Origin of the sequence: Hymenobacter sp. BT730 (assembly GCF_030542105.1) — a bacterium.
GTDB lineage: Bacteria > Bacteroidota > Bacteroidia > Cytophagales > Hymenobacteraceae > Hymenobacter.
The window spans coordinates 604,099-623,707 of the sequence record NZ_JAUOFB010000003.1 but is presented as its reverse complement, the minus strand read 5'-3'; the positions used below and the strand labels follow the sequence as shown (position 1 = coordinate 623,707).

17 protein-coding genes and 1 tRNA gene are annotated in these 19,609 nt (G+C 55.8%); 12 read left to right on the top strand and 6 right to left on the bottom strand.

What is annotated here, in order from left to right; translation table 11 throughout:
- Positions 1 to 209 precede the first annotated feature (209 nt).
- Positions 210 to 281 (bottom strand) — tRNA-Glu (locus Q4G72_RS12610).
- A 325-nt stretch (positions 282 to 606) separates the two neighbouring features.
- On the opposite strand from Q4G72_RS12610, the gene gap reads away from it, so the two are divergent.
- The 4 genes from gap to Q4G72_RS12590 all read left to right on the top strand — a co-directional run bounded on the left by gap (position 607) and on the right by Q4G72_RS12590 (position 3,573).
- Positions 607 to 1,614, top strand: a complete 1,008-nt coding sequence (gene gap, locus Q4G72_RS12605) for a type I glyceraldehyde-3-phosphate dehydrogenase (protein WP_054412447.1) — start codon at positions 607 to 609, stop codon at positions 1,612 to 1,614.
- 112 nt (positions 1,615 to 1,726) lie between these two features.
- The gene (locus tag Q4G72_RS12600; protein WP_303311771.1) at positions 1,727 to 2,605 is read left to right on the top strand and encodes a diacylglycerol/lipid kinase family protein; all 879 of its coding nucleotides are present in this window, start codon (positions 1,727 to 1,729) and stop codon (positions 2,603 to 2,605) included.
- 51 nt (positions 2,606 to 2,656) lie between these two features.
- Complete coding sequence (locus Q4G72_RS12595) at positions 2,657 to 3,007, top strand: translation initiation factor (RefSeq protein ID WP_303311770.1); 351 nt, start codon at positions 2,657 to 2,659, stop codon at positions 3,005 to 3,007.
- Positions 3,008 to 3,150: 143 nt separating this feature from the next.
- Entirely contained in the window at positions 3,151 to 3,573 is a 423-nt protein-coding gene (locus tag Q4G72_RS12590) for a DUF1622 domain-containing protein (RefSeq protein WP_303311769.1), read from the top strand.
- A 14-nt stretch (positions 3,574 to 3,587) separates the two neighbouring features.
- On the opposite strand, the gene kdsB is transcribed toward Q4G72_RS12590, so the two are convergent.
- On the bottom strand, positions 3,588 to 4,343 hold the full coding sequence (gene kdsB / locus Q4G72_RS12585; RefSeq protein WP_502213677.1) for a 3-deoxy-manno-octulosonate cytidylyltransferase: 756 nt from the start codon (positions 4,341 to 4,343) through the stop codon (positions 3,588 to 3,590).
- 212 nt (positions 4,344 to 4,555) lie between these two features.
- On the opposite strand from kdsB, the gene Q4G72_RS12580 reads away from it, so the two are divergent.
- The 5 genes from Q4G72_RS12580 to Q4G72_RS12560 all read left to right on the top strand — a co-directional run bounded on the left by Q4G72_RS12580 (position 4,556) and on the right by Q4G72_RS12560 (position 10,114).
- On the top strand, positions 4,556 to 5,626 hold the full coding sequence (locus Q4G72_RS12580; RefSeq protein ID WP_303311768.1) for a LysM peptidoglycan-binding domain-containing protein: 1,071 nt from the start codon (positions 4,556 to 4,558) through the stop codon (positions 5,624 to 5,626).
- 9 nt (positions 5,627 to 5,635) lie between these two features.
- On the top strand, positions 5,636 to 6,394 hold the full coding sequence (locus Q4G72_RS12575) for a TIGR02757 family protein (protein ID WP_303311767.1): 759 nt from the start codon (positions 5,636 to 5,638) through the stop codon (positions 6,392 to 6,394).
- Between the two features lie 114 nt (positions 6,395 to 6,508).
- Positions 6,509 to 7,105 (top strand): hypothetical protein, encoded by a 597-nt coding sequence (locus Q4G72_RS12570; protein ID WP_303311766.1) that lies wholly within the window; start codon positions 6,509 to 6,511, stop codon positions 7,103 to 7,105.
- A 90-nt stretch (positions 7,106 to 7,195) separates the two neighbouring features.
- Positions 7,196 to 9,613, top strand: a complete 2,418-nt coding sequence (locus Q4G72_RS12565; RefSeq protein ID WP_303311765.1) for an endonuclease MutS2 — start codon at positions 7,196 to 7,198, stop codon at positions 9,611 to 9,613.
- Between the two features lie 24 nt (positions 9,614 to 9,637).
- Positions 9,638 to 10,114: a hypothetical protein gene (locus Q4G72_RS12560; RefSeq protein ID WP_303311764.1), complete on the top strand. Its 477-nt coding sequence runs from the start codon at positions 9,638 to 9,640 to the stop codon at positions 10,112 to 10,114.
- A 73-nt stretch (positions 10,115 to 10,187) separates the two neighbouring features.
- On the opposite strand, the gene murB is transcribed toward Q4G72_RS12560, so the two are convergent.
- A complete protein-coding gene (gene murB, locus Q4G72_RS12555) occupies positions 10,188 to 11,222 on the bottom strand; it encodes a UDP-N-acetylmuramate dehydrogenase (RefSeq protein ID WP_303311763.1) in 1,035 nt (344 codons plus the stop codon).
- A 210-nt stretch (positions 11,223 to 11,432) separates the two neighbouring features.
- Positions 11,433 to 12,857, bottom strand: a complete 1,425-nt coding sequence (locus Q4G72_RS12550; protein ID WP_303311762.1) for a sugar MFS transporter — start codon at positions 12,855 to 12,857, stop codon at positions 11,433 to 11,435.
- A gap of 218 nt (positions 12,858 to 13,075) precedes the next feature.
- Here Q4G72_RS12550 and Q4G72_RS12545 point away from each other — a divergent pair, with 218 nt between their 5' ends.
- On the top strand, positions 13,076 to 14,266 hold the full coding sequence (locus Q4G72_RS12545) for a THUMP domain-containing class I SAM-dependent RNA methyltransferase (RefSeq protein WP_303311761.1): 1,191 nt from the start codon (positions 13,076 to 13,078) through the stop codon (positions 14,264 to 14,266).
- Positions 14,267 to 14,335: 69 nt separating this feature from the next.
- Here the strand turns inward: Q4G72_RS12545 and Q4G72_RS12540 are convergent, their stop codons facing one another.
- Positions 14,336 to 14,716 (bottom strand): DoxX family protein, encoded by a 381-nt coding sequence (locus tag Q4G72_RS12540; RefSeq protein ID WP_303311760.1) that lies wholly within the window; start codon positions 14,714 to 14,716, stop codon positions 14,336 to 14,338.
- A 163-nt stretch (positions 14,717 to 14,879) separates the two neighbouring features.
- Here Q4G72_RS12540 and Q4G72_RS12535 point away from each other — a divergent pair, with 163 nt between their 5' ends.
- A complete protein-coding gene (locus Q4G72_RS12535) occupies positions 14,880 to 16,757 on the top strand; it encodes a M1 family metallopeptidase (RefSeq protein WP_303311759.1) in 1,878 nt (625 codons plus the stop codon).
- Between the two features lie 102 nt (positions 16,758 to 16,859).
- Here the strand turns inward: Q4G72_RS12535 and Q4G72_RS12530 are convergent, their stop codons facing one another.
- A complete protein-coding gene (locus tag Q4G72_RS12530; protein ID WP_303311758.1) occupies positions 16,860 to 17,219 on the bottom strand; it encodes a four-helix bundle copper-binding protein in 360 nt (119 codons plus the stop codon).
- A 157-nt stretch (positions 17,220 to 17,376) separates the two neighbouring features.
- Here Q4G72_RS12530 and recQ point away from each other — a divergent pair, with 157 nt between their 5' ends.
- The gene (gene recQ / locus Q4G72_RS12525; protein WP_303311757.1) at positions 17,377 to 19,599 is read left to right on the top strand and encodes a DNA helicase RecQ; all 2,223 of its coding nucleotides are present in this window, start codon (positions 17,377 to 17,379) and stop codon (positions 19,597 to 19,599) included.
- Positions 19,600 to 19,609: the final 10 nt, after the last annotated feature.

The following is a 19,609-nucleotide window of genomic DNA, read 5'->3' as shown; positions in this document are numbered from 1 at the left end:
GTCCGTAGGGGAATCGAACCCCTGTTGGTAGAATGAAAATCTACTGTCCTAACCCCTAGACGAACGGACCAGATATGGTGATTTTCCGTCGTTTCAATAAAACCGAAAAACGAAGCTGCCGGAAGCGGCCAGTATTTCAGTTTGGATAAAAAAACCGCCCTGGGGTAAACCAGCGCGGTTTATAAACCAATGCCAAATCGGAAGGCGAGTAGTCCGTAGGGGAATCGAACCCCTGTTGGTAGAATGAAAATCTACTGTCCTAACCCCTAGACGAACGGACCAGATATGAAGGCCATTTCCGATTTGGTGCTGCAAAGATAGAAGACGAATCTTTGAGCGCAATAGCCTGCCGCAAGAAAAATGATGTTTCGGCAGAAAAACAGCTGATTCTCAGCGCGGAATTTTTCAAACCTGAGTACCTCATCAGTTGTTTTCAGCTCCTACAAGCCCAACAGAAGGTAGTAAGCGGTACCAGAAGCGAAAATTCGCCTGCCATTTTATACATGGTGCGCAAATGATTTGGCGAAGTTACCAGGGCCCTGTACCTTCGCTCCGCGTTTGCATCAGGCCCCGTTGCGGGGCCGTTAACCCCTTTCTCTTTATACCATGGCAAAAATCAAAGTCGCCATTAACGGTTTCGGCCGCATTGGCCGCCTGACGTTTAAGTCGCTGCTGGGCCGAGACAACGTTGAAGTTGTGGCCATTAATGACCTGACCGACAACAAGACGCTGGCGCATCTGCTTAAGTATGACTCCGTACACGGCCGCTTCGATGGCACTGTGGCATACGACGAGGAAAGCCTCACCGTAAACGGCCAGCGCATTGCCGCTCTGGCCGAGCGTGACCCCAAGCTGCTCCCCTGGGGCAAAATGGGCGTTGACGTGGTGCTGGAATCTACCGGCCGCTTCGTTGACGAAGCTGGTGCTGGCCAGCACATCACCGCTGGTGCCAAGAAAGTAGTTATTTCCGCTCCCGCTACCGGCAACATTCCTACCGTAGTACTGGGCGTAAACGAGGACATCCTCACCGGCGACGAAACCATCATTTCGAACGCTAGCTGCACCACCAACTGCCTTGCGCCTATGGCGAAGGTACTGGACGAGGTGTTCGGCATCGAGAAAGGCTACATCACCACGGTGCACGCCTATACCTCTGACCAGAACCTGCAGGACGCGCCGCACAAAGACCTGCGTCGTGCCCGCGCTGCTGCTTATAGCATTATCCCCACCAGCACTGGTGCCGCCAAGGCCGTAGGTCTGGTGCTGCCCACCCTGAAGGGCAAGCTGGATGGTTTGGCCATGCGCGTACCCGTTCCGGATGGTTCCATGACCGACCTGACCGTTGTGCTGAAGAAAGAAGCCACCAAAGAGCAGATCAACGCCGCTCTGAAGTCGGCCTCAGAAGGTGCTATGAAAGGCATCATTGAGTACACCACGGACCCAATCGTAAGCATCGACATTGTGGGCAACCCCCACAGCTGCATCTTCGATTCGGAGCTGACCTCAGCCAGCGGCACGCTGGCCAAGGTGATTGGCTGGTACGACAACGAAACCGGCTACAGCACCCGCACCGCCGACCTGATCCAGAAGCTGGGTGAGGCCATGACCAAGTAAGCAGTCCTGCTGCTTTGATTTCCGGAAAGCCTGCCCGTTAGGGCGGGCTTTCTTATGTTTGAGGCGGAGCGCTGTCCGGTTTTTCTTTTCCGTTGCCTGCTCATTGTCGTCTATGCCTGCCAAGCCGCGCATCTGCTTTATTCTGAACCCCGCCTCCGGTACCAACCGCAAGCAGGACGTGCCCGCTTTGCTGGCGCGCTACCTCAACCCGGCGGCGGTAGCGTATGAAGTGCTGTACACCGAATATGCCGGCCACGCCGTGCAGCTGGCCCGCCAGGCGGCTAACAGCGGCTTCCGCATTGTGGTAGCCGTGGGCGGCGATGGTACCGTGAACGAAGTAGGCCGTGGTCTGCTGGGTACACAAGCGGCTTTGGGTATTCTGCCGCGGGGATCCGGCAACGGCCTGGCCCGCCACCTGCACATACCTCTGGGCCTGGGAGCGGCCATTCAGCGCCTGAATGAGCCCGAGTTTCAGCGCATGGATGTGGGCCGCATCAATGGCCGGGAGTTCTTCTGTACGGCAGGTTTGGGGTTCGATGCTCACGTGAGCAAATGCTTTGCGGTGGCTGGCACGCGCGGGCTATCCACCTATGTACAGGTAGCCCTGCGCGAGTATCGCCGTTTCCAGCCAGTACCGGTGCAGGTGCACTTCAACGAAAAAGTGCTGACCACCGACTGCTACGTGCTGGCCTTTGCCAACGCCGCCCAGTACGGCAACAACGCCTACATTGCCCCCCTGGCCGATATCCGGGACGGGCTGCTGGATTTATGCCTGATTGATGCCTTACCATTGCTGCGGGCAGTGCGCGTAGGCCTGGGCCTCGCCCTCGGCGACCTGCCTACCTCCGGTGCCGCCGCCTTTCATACTTCCAACAAGGTGCGGGTAACCGCCGCCGCCGCTTTGGGCTTTCACGTAGATGGCGACTATGTGGGCGAAAACACCGAATTTGAGGTAGAGCTGCTGCCCCTGGCCCTGGAAGTAGCTGTTTAAAGAACCTAATGGTTGCTGCCTGGCAGGCAGCAACATCCATAATAATTACCGATGAAAAACGATAAAAACCGGCGCGAAAGGGACGGAATCGTCTACTCTACCAGCTCCGACTTTGAGTACCAGTACAATCAGGAAGAAGAAACCAACACCCTGCCACCTCAGCAGCAGAACCTGCGCGTGCAGCTGGATAAAAAGTCCCGGGGCGGCAAGCAGGTCACGCTCATCACCGGCTTCGTAGGCAAAGACGAGGATTTGCAAACCCTGGCTAAGCTGCTCAAAACTAAGTGCGGCGTAGGCGGCAATGCTAAGGATGGCGAAATCCTGATTCAGGGCGACTTCCGGGAGAAGATCATGGCTGTGCTGACGGATTTGCGCTATAAGGTGAAAAAAATAGGTGGCTAAATCAGCCGAATATCGGTAGCGCTGGTACTTCGAAACAAAAGGCCCGCTGGGCTCAGGGTAGCTGTGCCGTCAGAAAAACCGTAGGGAAATTTGTCGGGCAGAAAACATAGGCTTTTGCTCCCTGACCCACTATTCAAACTGCTATGCTGCTACTGGAGCCCGTTACCATTCATACACTCGCTGAGGAATGGGTAATTAATGCCGTGCAGTGGCTGAAGTTGAGCATTGAAACCATCGGGGCCTTTATTATTGGCCTGGGTATTCTGGTTGCAGGAAGGTTGTTTATTCTGGCACTATGGCAAAGGCGCACAGCCAATTTTACGGCAATCCGGCTGGTGCTGGCGCGGTACTTAGCCTTGGCGCTGGAATTTCAGCTCGGTGCTGATATCCTGACAACGGCCATTGCACCCACTTGGGAACAGATTGGGAAGCTGGGTGCCATTGCCGTTATTCGTACCGCACTCAATTTTTTTCTCTCCAAGGAAATGCAGGATGAGCGCCATATCACGGCCGAGCATCACATAACAAAGCAAGCTGATGATGCCGCTGGAGTAAGTACAGAGTAGGCAACTGGCAACTGCTAACCAGGCAGGGCGTGGGCCAGAAACTGCCGGGCGCGCTCCACATCCTCTGGGGTGTCAATCCCAATGGTTTCTACTTCGGTTTCGGCCGTTATAATGCGGTAGCCGTGTTCCAGCCACCGCAACTGCTCCAGGCTTTCGGCCAGTTCCAGCGCCGAGGGAAGGAGCTGGGTTAACGAGGCCAGCACCACCGGGCGGTAGGCATATAAGCCAATATGCCGGAAGTATAGATGATGCGCCAGCCATTCTTCCTGACCTTTCTGACGCTGGTAAGGCAGCGGATGCCGGCTGAAATAAAGCGCTTCCCCGGCCGTATTACGGACCACTTTAGGCAAATGTGGACTAAAGAGCTCTTCCGTGGTCAGAACGGGCTTCACCAAGGTGGCAATCTGTGTGGTCTCCTGGGCAAACAATGCCAGAAGTGCATCTATCTGGCTGGGCTGAATAAAGGGCTCATCGCCCTGAATATTCACCACGCAATCTGCTGGCTGGGCTAGTACCTGGTAGGCTTCGTACACCCGGTCGGTTCCGCTGGGGTGCTCGGGAGAGGTTAGTACGGCTTCACCCCCAAAATCCAGTACGTGGCGCAAAATCCGCTCGTCATCGGTGGCCACTACTACGCGGCTCAGTTGAGCCTGCCGGGCCTGCTCTACTACCCGCTGAATCATGGATTTACCGCCCAGATCTACCAGCGGCTTGGCGGGCAAACGGGTAGAAGCATAGCGGGCAGGAATAATTCCGATGGCATTCAGCATATAGAAGGGGAGTGACCTGATGAGGGGGTAAAGGTAAAAGAAGCACCCCGTAGATCAGTATTTACAATATCAGGCACAAAGGCAGTAATTTCATCGAAAACAGGCCGAATCTGGTACTTGAGCAGGATAATGTTTTATCTTTCGGCAATGTTTATGCTAGAGGCCCGGCGTCCTCGTTGCTTTTTTACTTTTCGTTTTCTCACGAACCGCTCATGATTCGTTTTTGGTTGCCGTTCGCCGCGCTCTTACTCGCTGGTTTTTCCGCCTCTGCTACTTCCTCTTGGGTATTTCCTGCCGATTCTATTGGCGTGGAGTATCAAAACAATAAACTTCTCATTAAGCACCGGGTAGCGCCCGGCGAAACCCTCTATGGTTTGGCGCGGCGCTATAAAGTGCCTGTAGAAGATATTTTAGAGGCCAACCCAAAGGTAAAAGGGGCCTTGCTCACTGGCCAGATTGTGCTGGTACCCCGTACGCGCGTGGTACTGGCTCCCGCAGCCACTACTACCGCCTCGGCCCGTCGTAGTGCTAAACCAACCGTTGCCGCCGCGGGTTCTGCCAAAGGCTTGCCAGCCGATGCCAAGGGCAACCGCGTGTATCGGGTAAAGCCCGGGCAAACGCTGTTTTCCATCGCCAACAAATTTGACGTTTCTACCAGTACTTTAATCCGGCAAAACCACCTGCCGGCCAGCGGTACCGTAAACTCGGGACAAACGCTCATTATTATACCTGCCGGCCAAACGGCTGCTCCCCGCGAGACCGTAGCCGCAGTAAAGCCAGCGGCCCCTGCTTCGGTATCGGCCCCCGAGCCGGTAACTGCACTGCCGGCACACGCTCCGGCCACACTGCCCACCTCACGGCCCGAGCGGGAAACCCCACCGGTAGTTAAAGAAGTGGCAAAGGAGGAGCCCAAAAAAGAAGAACCCAGAAAGAAGGAAACGGATTCTGACGAAACTGCTACGGCTTCCACCAAGCCAGAAGAGGAGCGGGGCCCGGAACGAGCCAATGAAGTTATTCGCCGCGTGACGGAAAGTGGCTTGGCGGCCGTTATTCCCAATACTACCTCCGTAAAGTATTTGGCGCTGCACAAAACCGCTCCGGTAGGCACTATTGTGCAGGTACGCAACATCATGAACAATGTGTCGGTGTATGTGCGCGTGATTGGTCAGTTGCCCGATACCGGCGAAAACAGCAACATCCTGATTCGTCTCTCGCCCCGCGCCGTGCAGATGCTGTCTACCCCTGATGCGCGCTTCCGGGTAGAAACGTCTTACATGCCGTAAGCATTGCCAGTGAAACACGAACAAATAAAAGCCCGGCTGGAAGAGTGGTATCACCGCTACAACCAGCCGGATTTCATTGTGGCTGACCCCATCAGCATTCCCCACCACTTCTCGCAGCGGGAGGATATTGAAATCAGTGGGCTGTTTGCGGCGCTGCTGGCCTGGGGGCAGCGCAAAACCATTATCAATAAGTGTCAGGAGTTGATGCAGCGCATGGATTATGCGCCGCATCAGTTCATTCTGCATCATTCTGATGAGGACCTGAAGGGTCTGCTGCACTTCTGCCACCGCACCTTCTGCGACACGGACCTGCTCTATTTTGTGCACTGGCTACAGTGGTTCTATCAGCAGCACGAAACGCTGGAAGATGCTTTCCTGCACGGCAGCACCCAAAAGCAGCGTCTCGAAAACTTCCACAACCTATTCTTTAGTCTGGAAGATGCACCCCAGCGCACCCGCAAGCACATTGCCACGCCCGCCCGTGGCTCGGCCTGTAAGCGCATCAATATGTACCTGCGCTGGATGGTGCGCCACGACGACCAGGGCGTAGATTTCGGCCTCTGGCAGCGCATGTCACCAGCAGATTTGATCTGTCCGATTGATGTGCATGTGGAGCGGCAGGCCCGGCTGCTGGGCTTATTAAAGCGTGAGCAGGTTGATTGGCGCGCCGCCGAGGAGCTGACGGAAAACTTACGTCATTTTGATGCCAACGACCCAGTGAAGTATGACTTCGCGCTATTTGGGCTGGGGGTATCCGGAGAGAAGTAGAGTGAAGCCCGGTTATACTTTATGACTAATTTGCTATAAGTAGTGGAGAAATTCGAGGTAAGGCTATGCAATTCAACTCTGGCATTTTCGCTGGGACTACCTGCTATAATGGTCTTGTTAGTTGGGTTCGTTCGGCTGCTAGAATTAGATGGGTCAATCTGGATAAAGGTGATGGGTGGGGCTACGCTGGCGGTGGGGGCAATCGGTGGCTATCTGCTGCTGAAATGGCTGGTGACGATACCAGCACAAGTTTTCGTAGAAGCGGAGCAATTAGTAGTGCACTTCAAGAGCCGCCCGAAAACACTGCTGATTCCATTTATTGAAGTGGCGCACTTCAAGTATAAATCGTTGCGTGACCGGGAAGAGTTTGTTTTTAAGCTGGAGAATGGGCGTAACATAAAAATCAGTTCTAATAAGCTGTTTGGCCCCATTGGCGACTTTATTGGGTTAGTGCAAGCAGTAGAAAACGCGGCAAATAAATATCGGCAGCAGAACCCGTTGGTCTTGAAGCGAAGCTGCAGTTTCTTTGAGCGACCCGCCTCGACAGTGCTGCTCGGAGTTGCCACCATTGTACTTTTAATGGTTTTTGGGAAGCTGCTACTCGGAGGTAATGCTTCGGCGGGCAGTCTAATTGGTGCTATAGGTGCTTATATATCTTACTTAGGACCGTGGCTAGCCGCGGCGGACAGGCGAAAGCAAGCTACCTCTTAAAGAAACATCTTATTAATCTTGCTGAATCTTTCACCCCGCTCAGACTGTTTACCTTAGCATTCTATTCCGAGTACCCTGATCTGACCCTACTTGATTCTTCCCAATAATTTCGAGCAAAAAATTGGTTTCGCACAGCTGCGCACCATGCTGGATGGCCTGTGCCTAAGTGCCCTGGGCCGGCAGTTTGTGGCCAAGATGCACTTCCAGACCAATGCCGAGCAGCTTCAAAAGCTGCTGCTACAAACCGACGAGTTCCGCCAGCTGCTCAACTCCGGCGCCGACTTTCCCAGCCAGCATTACCACGATGTGCATCCGCATTTGGTGCGCGCCTCCCTGCCGGGAGCTTACCTCGACGTGCCCGCTTTTTTTGCGGTAAAGATGTCGCTGCGCACCATCCGGCAGGCGCTGGTTTTCTTTACGCAGGCCGAGGAAAGCCTATATCCCACACTGCGCCTACTGGGCATTGGCGTGCAGGTAGACCGCAACCTGCTGGCCGCCATGGACAAAGTGGTGGACGATGAAGGCCACGTGCGCGACGATGCCTCGCCGCTGCTGCGCCAGATCCGTCAGGAACTCATCAACCGCCAGGGCCAGCTGCGCAAGCAGATTGCTGGCATTCTGCGGCACGCCCGCCAGGAAGGCTGGGTGCCTGAAGGTGCCGAGCCTACCATCCGCGGTGGCCGTTTGGTGCTACCCGTCATTGCGGAGCACAAGCGCCGTGTAAAGGGCCTCATTCACGACGAATCAGCATCCGGCCAGACGGTTTTTATTGAGCCGGAAGCGGTGTTCGAGCTGAACAACGACATCAAAGACCTGGAAAATGCCTTCCAGCGAGAGCTGGTGCGCATTCTTACAGCTCTAACGGACCAGTTGCGCCCGCATATTCCTGATTTGCGCAAGGCCTATCAATACCTGGGCCTGCTGGATTTTGTACGAGCCAAAGCGCAGTTGGCGCGCCAGTTGGAGGCTTCGTTACCTACACTGTCGGGGCGGCCGCTGCTGCGCTGGCGGCAGGTGCGTCACCCGCTGCTGTACCTGACCTTTCAGAACCACCCCAAGGACGACCCACGCGAAGTAGTACCGCTGGACGTTGAGTTGACCCCGGAACGGCGCATTCTGCTGATTTCGGGGCCGAATGCCGGCGGTAAGTCAGTGGCCATGAAGACAATAGGGCTGGTGCAGTACATGCTGCAATGCGGCCTGCTAATCCCGGCAGGGGATGGCTCTGAGGCGGGTATGTTCGATGATATTTTTCTCGACATCGGTGACGAGCAAAGTCTGGAAAACGACCTCAGTACTTATTCCTCGCACCTGCTCAGCATGAAGCAGTTCGTGACGCTGGCCGGCAAGCGCAGCCTGGTGCTGATTGACGAATTTGGTACCGGTACGGAGCCAGCGCTGGGCGGTGCTATTGCCGAGGCGGTGCTGGAGCAGCTTAACCGTGCCCGTGCGTTTGGCGTCATCACCACGCACTATACCAACCTGAAGAACTTTGCTGAGCGCACGCCCGGCATCGTGAATGGCGGCATGCGCTACGACCCCGACCAACTGCAGCCGCTTTACCGGCTGGAAATTGGCAAGCCGGGCTCGTCGTTCGCCATTGAAATTGCCCGCAAGATTGGCTTGCCCAAGCAGATAGTGGAGCGCGCTTCCCAACTGGTAGGTAAGGATAAAATCCGCTACGACCGGCTGCTGGAAGGCCTGGAGAAGGAAAAAACCGAGCTGGAAAACCGCACTGCTGAAGCTGCCAAAGCTGAACGACGCCTGAAAAAAGCCGCCCAGGAATATCAGGACCTCAAGAAGTACCTCGACGAAACCACACTCGATGTGCTGCGTGATGCCAAGGCCAAAGCCAAAATGCTGCTAAAGGATACCAACCAGCAGATTGAGGCTACCATTCAGGAAATTCGCTTGTCGCAGGCTGATAAGGAAAAGACCAAGGGTGCCCGCGAGAAGCTGGATACGTTTGTGCGGGAGAAGCTGCAGATTGAGCCGCCCAAGCCCAAAGCCACCCGCGAGCTGGCCGAAGCCGGCACGCTCAAGCCCGGCGACAAAGTGGCGCTCATCGGCCAGGAAGGCCACGGCGAGATTATGGCCGTGAAAGGCAAAACGGCGGAGGTTTCCTTCGGCGGCATGAAGACCATTGTGAAGATTGGTCTGCTGGAAAAGCTCACGCGCTCTGAGATTCGGGAGCGGGAGAAGGAAACCGCACGCCTGGCCCCGGCCGCCAACGCCAGCCTCGACCTCACCGGCCGGATGTCGGGCTTTGATACCACGCTGGACCTGCGCGGTGAGCGGGCCGAAGACGCCCTGCACAAAGTAATGGCCTACGTAGACGATGCCATTATGCTGGGCATCCCGGAAATCAAGTTCCTGCACGGCCGCGGAAACGGTGTTCTGCGTCAGGTAGTCCGCGACTACCTCCGCTCCACGCGCGCCGTGGCCAGCATTGCCGATGAGCACGCTGATAGAGGCGGGGATGGGGCTACGGTGGCGGTGTTGAAGTAACCTTTCAACAACTTAAAAACCATCATGTCATTCATTTATCGCACGCTGGTCTTGTTCGGTCAGTTAGCCCTTACGTTTTGCAGTTTACTGGGTATTTACCTGCTGTTTGCCTTAATGGATTATCAGGGTGGAATAGATGGGTTGCTGGGATTAATAGTGGTTCAGCCGCTTTTTGGTGTTATTCTTACATTAATCACTATTGGTCTGTGTGCCTGTATTGGCCTTCCTCTGCGGCTGCAGGGGAAATTACGGGACTGGTGGTTGCATCGGACTTCCATCCGGTTTGGATTGCTGGTGCTGGGTATAGCTTTATTGGTTTCTTCTGTGCTGAATCAGCAGCTAGTATATGATGCCGAGGGTTTACCAAAGCATGCTCCCAATGCCTGGCTGGCTATCGAGGGCTGGTTCATTACAGGTTTCTCTTTGCTGCATGCCTATCCGCCGCTTGTACTCCAGAATTGGTTTTACAGGCTAGGTAATAGTGGGTCTGCTGCCCAATAGCAGTAAACGAAAGAGGAGATTCCTGAGCTCAGGAATCTCCTCTTTCGTTTACTTAAAAACCAGAACCCTTCTCTTACAGAATATTCACCTCGGGGTGCAGCTCCACGCCAAACTTCTCGCGAACGGAGGCAATGATTTCATACGCCAGGTCGCGGATGTCCTGACCCTGCGCGCCGCCGTGGTTTACCAGCACCAGCGCCTGCCGGTCGTGGACGCCGTAGGGGCCGCGGCGCTGGCCTTTCCAGCCGCACTGCTCGATAAGCCAGGCGGCAGGCACCTTCACGCCGCCGGGAACGGGGTAGCCGGGCAGGTCGGGAAAAAGAGCCTTTAGCTCGTCGTATTTCTGCTGGGAGAGTTCGGGGTTTTTAAAGAAGCTGCCGGCGTTGCCAATCTGGGCGGGGTCGGGGAGCTTGCTGCGCCGGATGCTGATAACGGCGTCGCTCACCTGGCGGGCGGTGGGCTCGTTTTCGATGCCCATATCCTGCAGCGTGGTTTGAATGGCCCCATAGCTAACATTGGGCTGGTGGCTGCGGTGCAGGCGCAGCACCACCCCCGTTACGATGTAGCGGTTTTTCAACGGGCCTTTAAACACCGATTCGCGGTAGCCAAAGCCACACTGCTCGTGCGTAAATGTGTGCAGCTCACCACTGCTGATTTCCACCGCTTCCAGGTGGTCGAAAGTGTCTTTCAGCTCCGCCCCGTAGGCCCCAATGTTTTGCAGCGGCGCGGCACCCACGGTTCCGGGAATCAGAGAAAGGTTTTCGATACCATTCAGCCCCTGATCCAGCGTGTACTGCACCAACCCATGCCACGACTCGCCGGCGCCAGCCCGAACCAGGGCCGTATCGGTGGCCTCATCCTGACGGATAATTTCCAAGCCACAGATTTCATTCTTCAACACTACGCCGTTGAAGTCCTGCGTGAAAAGCAGGTTACTGCCGCCGCCCAATACCAACTTTTCTGCCTCCTGTACTTCGGGCAAAGCCAGTAGCGCCCGCAACTCTTCCACCGACGTGAAGCGCGCAAACAGGCGCGCTGTCACCTCCATGCCAAAAGTGTTGTAAGGACGGAGCGAGACGTTAGTTTCAAGCAGTGGAGCCGGGGTCATGGCAAGCGGAAATAGGAGGAATACTACCGCAAAGGTAGAGGTTTGGAGAATGTAGCTGCCGCTGGACAAATGCCTAAAAACCTCCTGTCATCCTGCGCCGAAGGGAAGAAACTTCTCACGGCTGAAAGTGCATCGTAACAACGACACTTTTTAATGTGACCAAGCCCTTCGCATGGGCTCAGGATGACAGAAGGTTTAGTGGGAATACCGTTACCGCACGCGGTAGCCGCTGAGGCTGTAGAACAGCAGGTACACGTAGCACAGTGCCGGCACTACAAACGCCATACGGAGTCCGCCGCCGTGGGTGGCAATAAAGCCCATGAGAGGTGGGATGAGTGCCCCACCCACAATGGCCATAATCAGGTAGGAGGATCCTTGCTTAGTGAAACGACCTAAGCCGGTAATAGCCAGCGGGAAGATGACCGGCCACATGATGGAGTTCATCAAGCCGCAGAGCACGATAAGCCACAAAGCAGCTTCGCCTTGGCTCATAATGGAGGCAAGTACCAGTGCGGCTGCAGCGGCACACACTGCAATGAGCAGCGCCCGGTTGTGGAAGCGAAGCAGTAGCGGGATACCCACAAGCCGGCCCACTAGGGAGCCAAACCAATACGACGAGACCAGCACCGCGCCCACGGCCTTAGTGAAGCCAGCTGTGGTATCAATGGGAGCGGCATGTTGACCGAAAAGCACCAAGGCGTAATTGGTGGCCACATTCAGCCCTCGTACAAGGCTTTGGGTAAATGCAGAGAGCTGTTGAATACCCTGACTTTCGCCGTATCGAATCAGAAAAGAGCCGAGCCCAACCTCTACGCCCACGTACACGAAAATAGCCACAATGCCCAGCACCAGGTGCGGAAAGCCCAGTGCACTGGTACGCCGGGTTATTCTCAGTTGGCCATCTTCCTTCCATTCCGCACCCCGAACTTCTCCCTCCGATGGAATGCCTTCAATTTCAGGCAGCTTCACCAGAAAGAAAAACACAGCAGCTAGTATCACCAGAAATACCGCCAGACCCATATAAGGGCCTTTTACTAGTTGGGCCTCTTCGTCCAAGCGCTGAGCCAAGGGTAGGGCTGCCAATCGGGCTTTCAGGGCCACGGAGCCGCCAAAAAGTACGAGGCCGCCCACCAGAGGCGAGAGGCTGCCACCAAAGTTGTTAGCCACTCCTACAATGCTCACGCGGGCCGCGGCCGCGCGGGCTGGGCCCAGTACACTCACATAGGGGTTTGCGGCAACTTGCAGCAGCGTAATACCCGCGCCCAGTACTGCCAGCGCCGTCAGAAACAGAGCAAAAGCCCGCGAATCAGCGGCTGGTATGAATAGCAGCGCCCCGCCGGCCATTATCAGCAGGCCCACCACAATACCCCGCTGATAGCCCAGCTTTTTCAGCACCCAGCCCGCGGGCAATGACATCAGGAAATACGCCCCGAAAAAGGCTGATTGCACTAACGACGACTGTAAATCAGTCAGCTGGCACACGTCCTTTAGATAAGGCATGAGCACATCATTGAAATTAGTAACAGCCCCGAACAGGAAGAACAGAGTAGTCATCAACACCATGGGGCCAGCGTAGGAGTGGGCCGGGGCGGCGCTGGTGTGAGGAAGGGGAGAAGTAGAGGCGGGAGCGGCCATGCGCGGTAGAAAAAGAGGAATGACAGAGCCTTAAAGATAGGAATTCGGGCGAAGCCCGGGCCAATCTGTCATCCTGAGCCTGCGAAGGACCTTGTCACGTTAGCACGAGTCGTGGTTATGCTAGTCGTTCAGCCGGGAGAAGGTCCTTCGCAGGCTCAGGATGACAGGTTAAAAAAGCCGACCTTTGTGCATTCTATACCTCATACTGCCTCCCACTCATGGCCGATAACCGCCGCTCCGCCCCATTTTTTATGACCGCCACCACCCAGTTTGGGCTGGAAGAAGTGCTGGCCGATGAGCTGCGGGCCCTGGGCGCGAAGATTGAAAAGATGGGCCAGCGTGCGGTGGAGTTCACCGGCACCACCCAGCAGATGTATGAGGCGGTGTTGTGGTGCCGCACGGCCATGCGTATCCTTAAGCCCTTCGCCGACTTCTACGCCCCCGACGAAAAGTCCCTTTACCGCGAGGTAGGCCGCATCGATTGGAGCAAGTACATAGGCGCGGATCAGACCTTTGCCATTACGGCTGTAGTCAATAAATCCAACCTGGAGCACTCCCTGTATGTAGCCCAGCTGACTAAGGATGCCATTGTAGACCAGTTCCGCAACCGCACTGGTGTGCGCCCCAATGTGGATGTGCGCAACGCTGATATTCGCCTGCACCTGCATATGCTGGAAAATGAAGTGGTACTGAGTCTGGATGCTTCCGGCGAGTCGCTGCACCGGCGCGGATACCGCCAGCAGACCAATGCTGCTCCGCTGAACGAGGTGCTGGCTGCTGGCCTGCTGCTGCTCACCGGCTGGGATGGTAAAAAGCCGCTCATCGATCCTATGTGTGGCTCCGGAACGCTACTCACAGAGGCGACGCTCATTGCCCAGCGCATCGCCCCCGGCCTGTATCATCAGGGGAAATTCGGCTTCGAAAACTGGCCTGATTTCGACAAGGCCCTGTGGGAGTCGGTGCAGATGGATGCCAAACAAATGCGCATTGAGGAGCCACAGGCTTACATTGCGGGTTCGGACCTGTCCGCGGAGTTCGTAGAGCTGGCCCGCGAAAACGTGGCTGCTGCTGACCTGGAAGACTACATCCGCCTGGGGGTGCGCGACGTGAAAGACGCCAAAGCCCCCGCCAAAGAGGAGCCCGGTATCGTCATCATGAACCCTCCTTACGGGGAGCGAATAGGAGAGGAAGCCGAAATGGCCGCCCTCTACAAAACCATCGGCGATACGCTGAAAACCAATTTCCAGGGCTATGATGCCTACGTGTTTACTGGTAACCTGCAGGCAGCCAAAAGCATTGGCCTGAAAACCTCTCGCCGAATTCCGCTCTTCAACGGACCCATTGATTGCCGGCTGCTGAAGTATGAGCTTTACCAGGGCACGCGCAAGCAAACACAGCCGGCATCCTGATGGAATAAACCTATCCTCATATGCAGGGGAAGTCGGGATATGAAGTAGTTCCCGGCAATTACTTTCGAGCTATAAACTAGATGCACTTTTGCGCGTGTATAGCCACGCCCACCAGATCAGGAATAGCTGCACGGGCAGGCGGGCCCATAACAGCCATGCTGGGATATTTAGGCCAGTAGGAATGTGCTGAGCCATGTAGATGTTGGCCGGAAAAACGGCAATCAGTAAGGCAATAAGCCCCCAGGCAGCCCAGCGGCGGGTTGGCTTCGGAAGCAAAAGAACAGCCAGTCCGATTTCTGCCACTCCGCTTAGAAATACCAGTAATTGGGAAAAAGGCAGATAAGGCGGAATAATGCGCGCGTAGGGCTCCGGTGTGAGAAAATGCATCGTGCCGCCCACCAAAAACAGGGCGGCCAGTAGGTAAAGGCTAATGCGCAAAAGTCGCGACATACGTTAACAGGGAGGATTCTGCCGTCAGAACTTCACTACGCAGCAGGAGCAGCAATTGCCGGAATCGACGAAAAATATACCTTCGAAAACAGATTAGCCCGAGCAACCTCCGTCTCGGAGGGCCTGTCTTCTGGCAACTTCCTTTCTCCCTAAGCTGAAAACTATGCGGCTTTTTCTACTCAGTGCCCTGTTGCTGGGCGCTTTTACGCTGAATGCGCAGACGCAATCCTTGTATATGCCGCGCGATATTCAGAAGGCCTTTACCAAAGGCACCCGATCCGCAGACGGCCGCCCCGGCCCCAAATACTGGCAAAACCGGGCCCGCTATACCATTACGGTGCGGGCCACGCCGCCCAGCCGCAATATCCAGGGCAGTGAGAAAATCACCTACATCAATAACAGCCCCGATACGCTCCGGCGCATCGTGATCAAGCTGATTCAGAACATTCATAAGCCTGGCGCTACCCGCTTGGGCGATGCGTCGGCGGGCTACCTCACCGATGGCGTGAAGGTGGATACGTTTATGGTGGCGGGCAAAACACAGCCCTTCCCTAACGAGCAGGGCCGCGCAACCTGGAAAATGATTCAGCTGCCCAAGCCGCTGCTGCCGCACGACTCGGTGCAGATGTCGTTTGCCTGGCACTTCCCGGTTTCCATGGAAAGCGGCCGGGAGGGGATGCTGGAGAAGACAACGTATTACCTGGCATATTTCTACCCCCGCGTGGCAGTCTATGACGACTATAACGGCTGGGACCGGCTCGATTTCACCGACGCGCAGGAGTTCTACAACGACTTCAACGACTACACCCTGCACGTGAAAGTGCCCAAAAACTTCCTGGTGTGGGCCACCGGCACCCTGCAAAACCCCACGGAAGTACTGCAGCCCACCTACGCGCAGCGTCTGGAAAAATCCATGACCAGCGACGAGACCGTACACATTGTCACGAAGGAAGACCTGGCCAAAAAGCGCATCACGGCCCAGCGCAAGCAGAATACCTGGACGTGGAAAGCCAATGATATTTCCGACGTAGCCCTGGCCCTGAGCGACCAGTATATCTGGGATGGCGCCAGTGTGGTGGTAGACGATGCTACCCAGCGCCGGGTCAGCATGCAGGCCGCTTACCAGGATAAAACCGTCGACTTCCGCCAGTCGGTGCAGAACGGCCGCAACGCCCTGAGCTGGTTCTCGAAGAATCAGCCGGGAGTGCCCTATCCTTTCCCCAAAATGACGGCCGTGCAGGGTTTCGCCGACATGGAATACCCCATGATGGTGAACGACAGCCCGCAGGAGGACCCAAAATTTGCGCAGTTTGTGCAGGACCACGAAATAGCTCACACCTGGTTTCCCTTTTACATGGGCATCAATGAGAGCCGCTACGCTTTCATGGATGAAGGCTGGGCCACCACGTTTGAACTATGGATTGGCCGCACGGAAAAGAAGCCGGCCGAAGCAGATTCCCTGTTCAAAGAGTTTCGGGTGAAGGGCTGGATAAACAACCCGTCTACCAGCCAGGATTTGCCCATTATAACGCCCTCTAACGAGTTGACCGGCGGGTACGGCAACAACTCCTACGGCAAAGCCGCCCTGAGCTACCTGGCTCTGCACGACCTGCTGGGCGAGCAGCTATTTACCAAGGCGCTGCATGAGTACATGGACCGTTGGCACGGTAAGCACCCCATTCCATGGGACTACTTCAACTCCTTCAACACTTCTGCCGGCCAGAACCTGAACTGGTTTTTCCAGAATTGGTTTTTCACCAATAACTACATTGATCTGGCCGTTGATCAGGTAGCCGCGGCGCAAGGCAGCTCCACTATCACCATCAAAAATATTGGGGGCTTTGCCGTGCCCGTAGATGTACATGTTCTGTACACTGATGGTACGCGGCAAATGCTACATCAAACGCCCATTATCTGGCGGGCCAACCCCCAGCAGGCAACGGTTGCTTTGTCTTCCACCAAGGCTATCCAAAGCGTAGAGCTGGACGGCGGCATTTTCATGGATGCCGACGAGTCTAATAATAAGTGGACGGCGAAGTAAGCTGGGGTTTTGCACAGCATATTGAGCAGAATCAAGACCTGACATCTAAAAACCAAAAGGCCGCTTACTTCTGTAAGCGGCCTTTTGGTTTTTATTTTGCGCTTAGCCCGCGTACAGCCCGCAGGCGTGGGCGCAGGCGCGGCAGGCTTCTGCACATGCCTTGCAATGGTCGTGGTCGTGCTTACCGCACTCAGCGGCGCACTTCTGGCAAACTTCAATACACTCCTTCATTAAGTGCTTGGCATGCTCAGAGTCGCGGGCCACTAAGCGGGCGGTGAGTGAACAAATATCCGCGCAGTCCCGATCCAGCAGAATACAGCCGGTCATCATCTGCACATCTTCTTCGTGTAAACAGGCCGTGGCGCAGTTTTCACAGGCCGTTATGCAGCGGTACAGCGCATCCAGCACGGCTTGGTTGGCTTTGGTAGAGGCGGAGGTAGCATTTAGCTGATTTGGGCTCATGGCAGATAGGATTGAGGTAAATTAATCGGTGTTAATTCATACGAAAACCAGCACTACTAGGGTAGTACAGAATTCCGCGCGGAAGGTGCACCATTTCCAGGCCCGGAGGGTTTTCTTCTTTCGTTGACTTCCCGGCTAGCCGCCGTATTTTTACGCAATGCTATTTACTCCTCAGCCTCTCGCGCCTACCCTCGAATCTGCCCGCCGCGTCCTTAAGCAATACTATGGTTACGATACCTTCCGGCCCATGCAGGAGGATATCATTGAGAACATCATGGCAGGCCGGGACACCGTAGTGCTGATGCCCACGGGTGGGGGAAAGTCCGTCTGCTTTCAGGTGCCGGCTGTGGTGCAGGAAGGAGTCTGCATCGTCGTGTCTCCGCTCATTGCCTTAATGAAGGACCAGGTGGAAGCCCTGCGCGCCAATGGCATTCCGGCTGCTTACATCAACAGCAGCGTGGGCCAGAGCGAGCAAAGCAGCATCGGCCGGGACTGTCAGTCTGGCGCCCTGAAACTGCTCTACGTTAGCCCGGAAAAGCTTTTGTCAGATGGCTTTCTGCAGTTTGTGCAGCGCCTGAAAGTGAGTATGTTCGCTATTGATGAGGCGCACTGCATCTCGTCCTGGGGACATGATTTCCGCCCCGAGTACACCCAGCTGCGGGTACTGCGCGACCAGTTCCCGACGGTGCCCATCATTGCCCTCACCGCCACCGCCGACCGCCTCACGCAGCGCGACATCCAGCAGCAACTTCGTCTGCGCGACCCGCAGGTGTACCTGTCCTCATTCGACCGGCCTAACCTGAACCTGATGGTGCGTCCCGGCCAGAACCGGGTAGACAGTATCTTGGATTTCCTCGCGCGCCACCCCGACGAGCCAGGTATCATCTACTGCCTCTCACGCAAGCAGTGCGAAACGCTCACCCAGAAAATTAAAGCCAAAGGCTTTCGGGCGGGCTTCTACCATGCCGGCATGACGCCCAATCAGCGGGCCAGCGCACAGGAAGGCTTCCTGAAGGATGATCTGCAGGTGATTGTGGCCACCATTGCCTTCGGTATGGGCATCGACAAGAGCAATGTGCGCTGGGTGATGCACTACAACCTGCCCAAAAATATTGAAGGCTACTACCAGGAAATAGGGCGCGCCGGCCGCGACGGAGCCCCGGCTACGGCCGTGATGTTCTATAGCTTTGCCGATGTCATGAGCCTGCGGGAAATGCTCACCAAGGAGAATCCGCACCTCACCCAGCTCAATCTTACCAAGCTGGAGCGCATGCAGCAGTTTGCCGAGGCTGCCGGCTGCCGCCGGAAAGTGCTGCTCAATTACTTTGGCGAAACCCTGGCCCAGGACTGTGGCAACTGCGACATCTGCCGCAATCCACCCACTACTTTCGACGGCACGCTGCTGGCCCAGAAAGCCCTGTCAGCCGTTTTTCGCATGCGTGAGCGAGCATCTATTGGCCTGCTGATTGATGTGCTGCGCGGTATGCGTAATCAGGCTGTGCTCATGGGTGGCTACGACCAGATTAAAACCTACGGGGCCGGCGCCGACCTGCCCTACCTGGACTGGTACAGCTACATTCACCAGATGCTGAATGATGGCCTGTTCTATATTGCCTATGAGGATGGCTACACGCTGAAAATCACGGAGCTGGGCCAGCAAACGCTGAAAGGCCAGCGCACCGTTTCCATGAAGAAATTCCAGGTGACGGAAAAGGCCGAGAAACCCGTACGGGGCAAGAAAGCCGTTACGGCCACACCCGCCACGCCCGAAGCTCGTCTGTTCGAAAGCCTGCGCACTTTGCGCAAGCAAATTGCTGACGAACAGGGCGTACCGCCCTATGTTATTTTCACCGATACTACGCTGCAGGAAATGGCCGCCGAACGGCCCGTTACGCGGGTAGCCATGCTGGGTATTTCCGGTGTGGGTATGAAGAAGTTTGAAAACTACGGTGACGTTTTCATCCGGGAAATCCTGGCCCAGGGTGGTGCACCCAGTCCGGATGATGCCGTGGAGGACAATGACGTGCCGCCCGAGGAAGCCCCGGCGCGTAAGCCTCGCGCCAAGCGCGAAGCCGGCGACACGCACGAAGCTACTCTGCAGCTACACCGTCTGGGCTTAAGCATAGATGCCATTGCCGAACGCCGTAGCCTGAGCCCCAGCACCATTAGGGCCCATATAGAAACGCTGTACGCCAAGGGTGCCCAGATTCGGTTGGAAGAATTTCTGACTACGGATGAGTTTGCCGAAATTCAGACGGCCATTGGCCAGCTGGGTGGCGCGCCTTTGTTGCGTGACCTGTTCGACCACCTGCGTGAGAAGTATGACTACTCCAAGCTGCGCATGGCTATGTTGTATCAGAAAAAACTGCGCGGCGAGTAATCATCCGAAA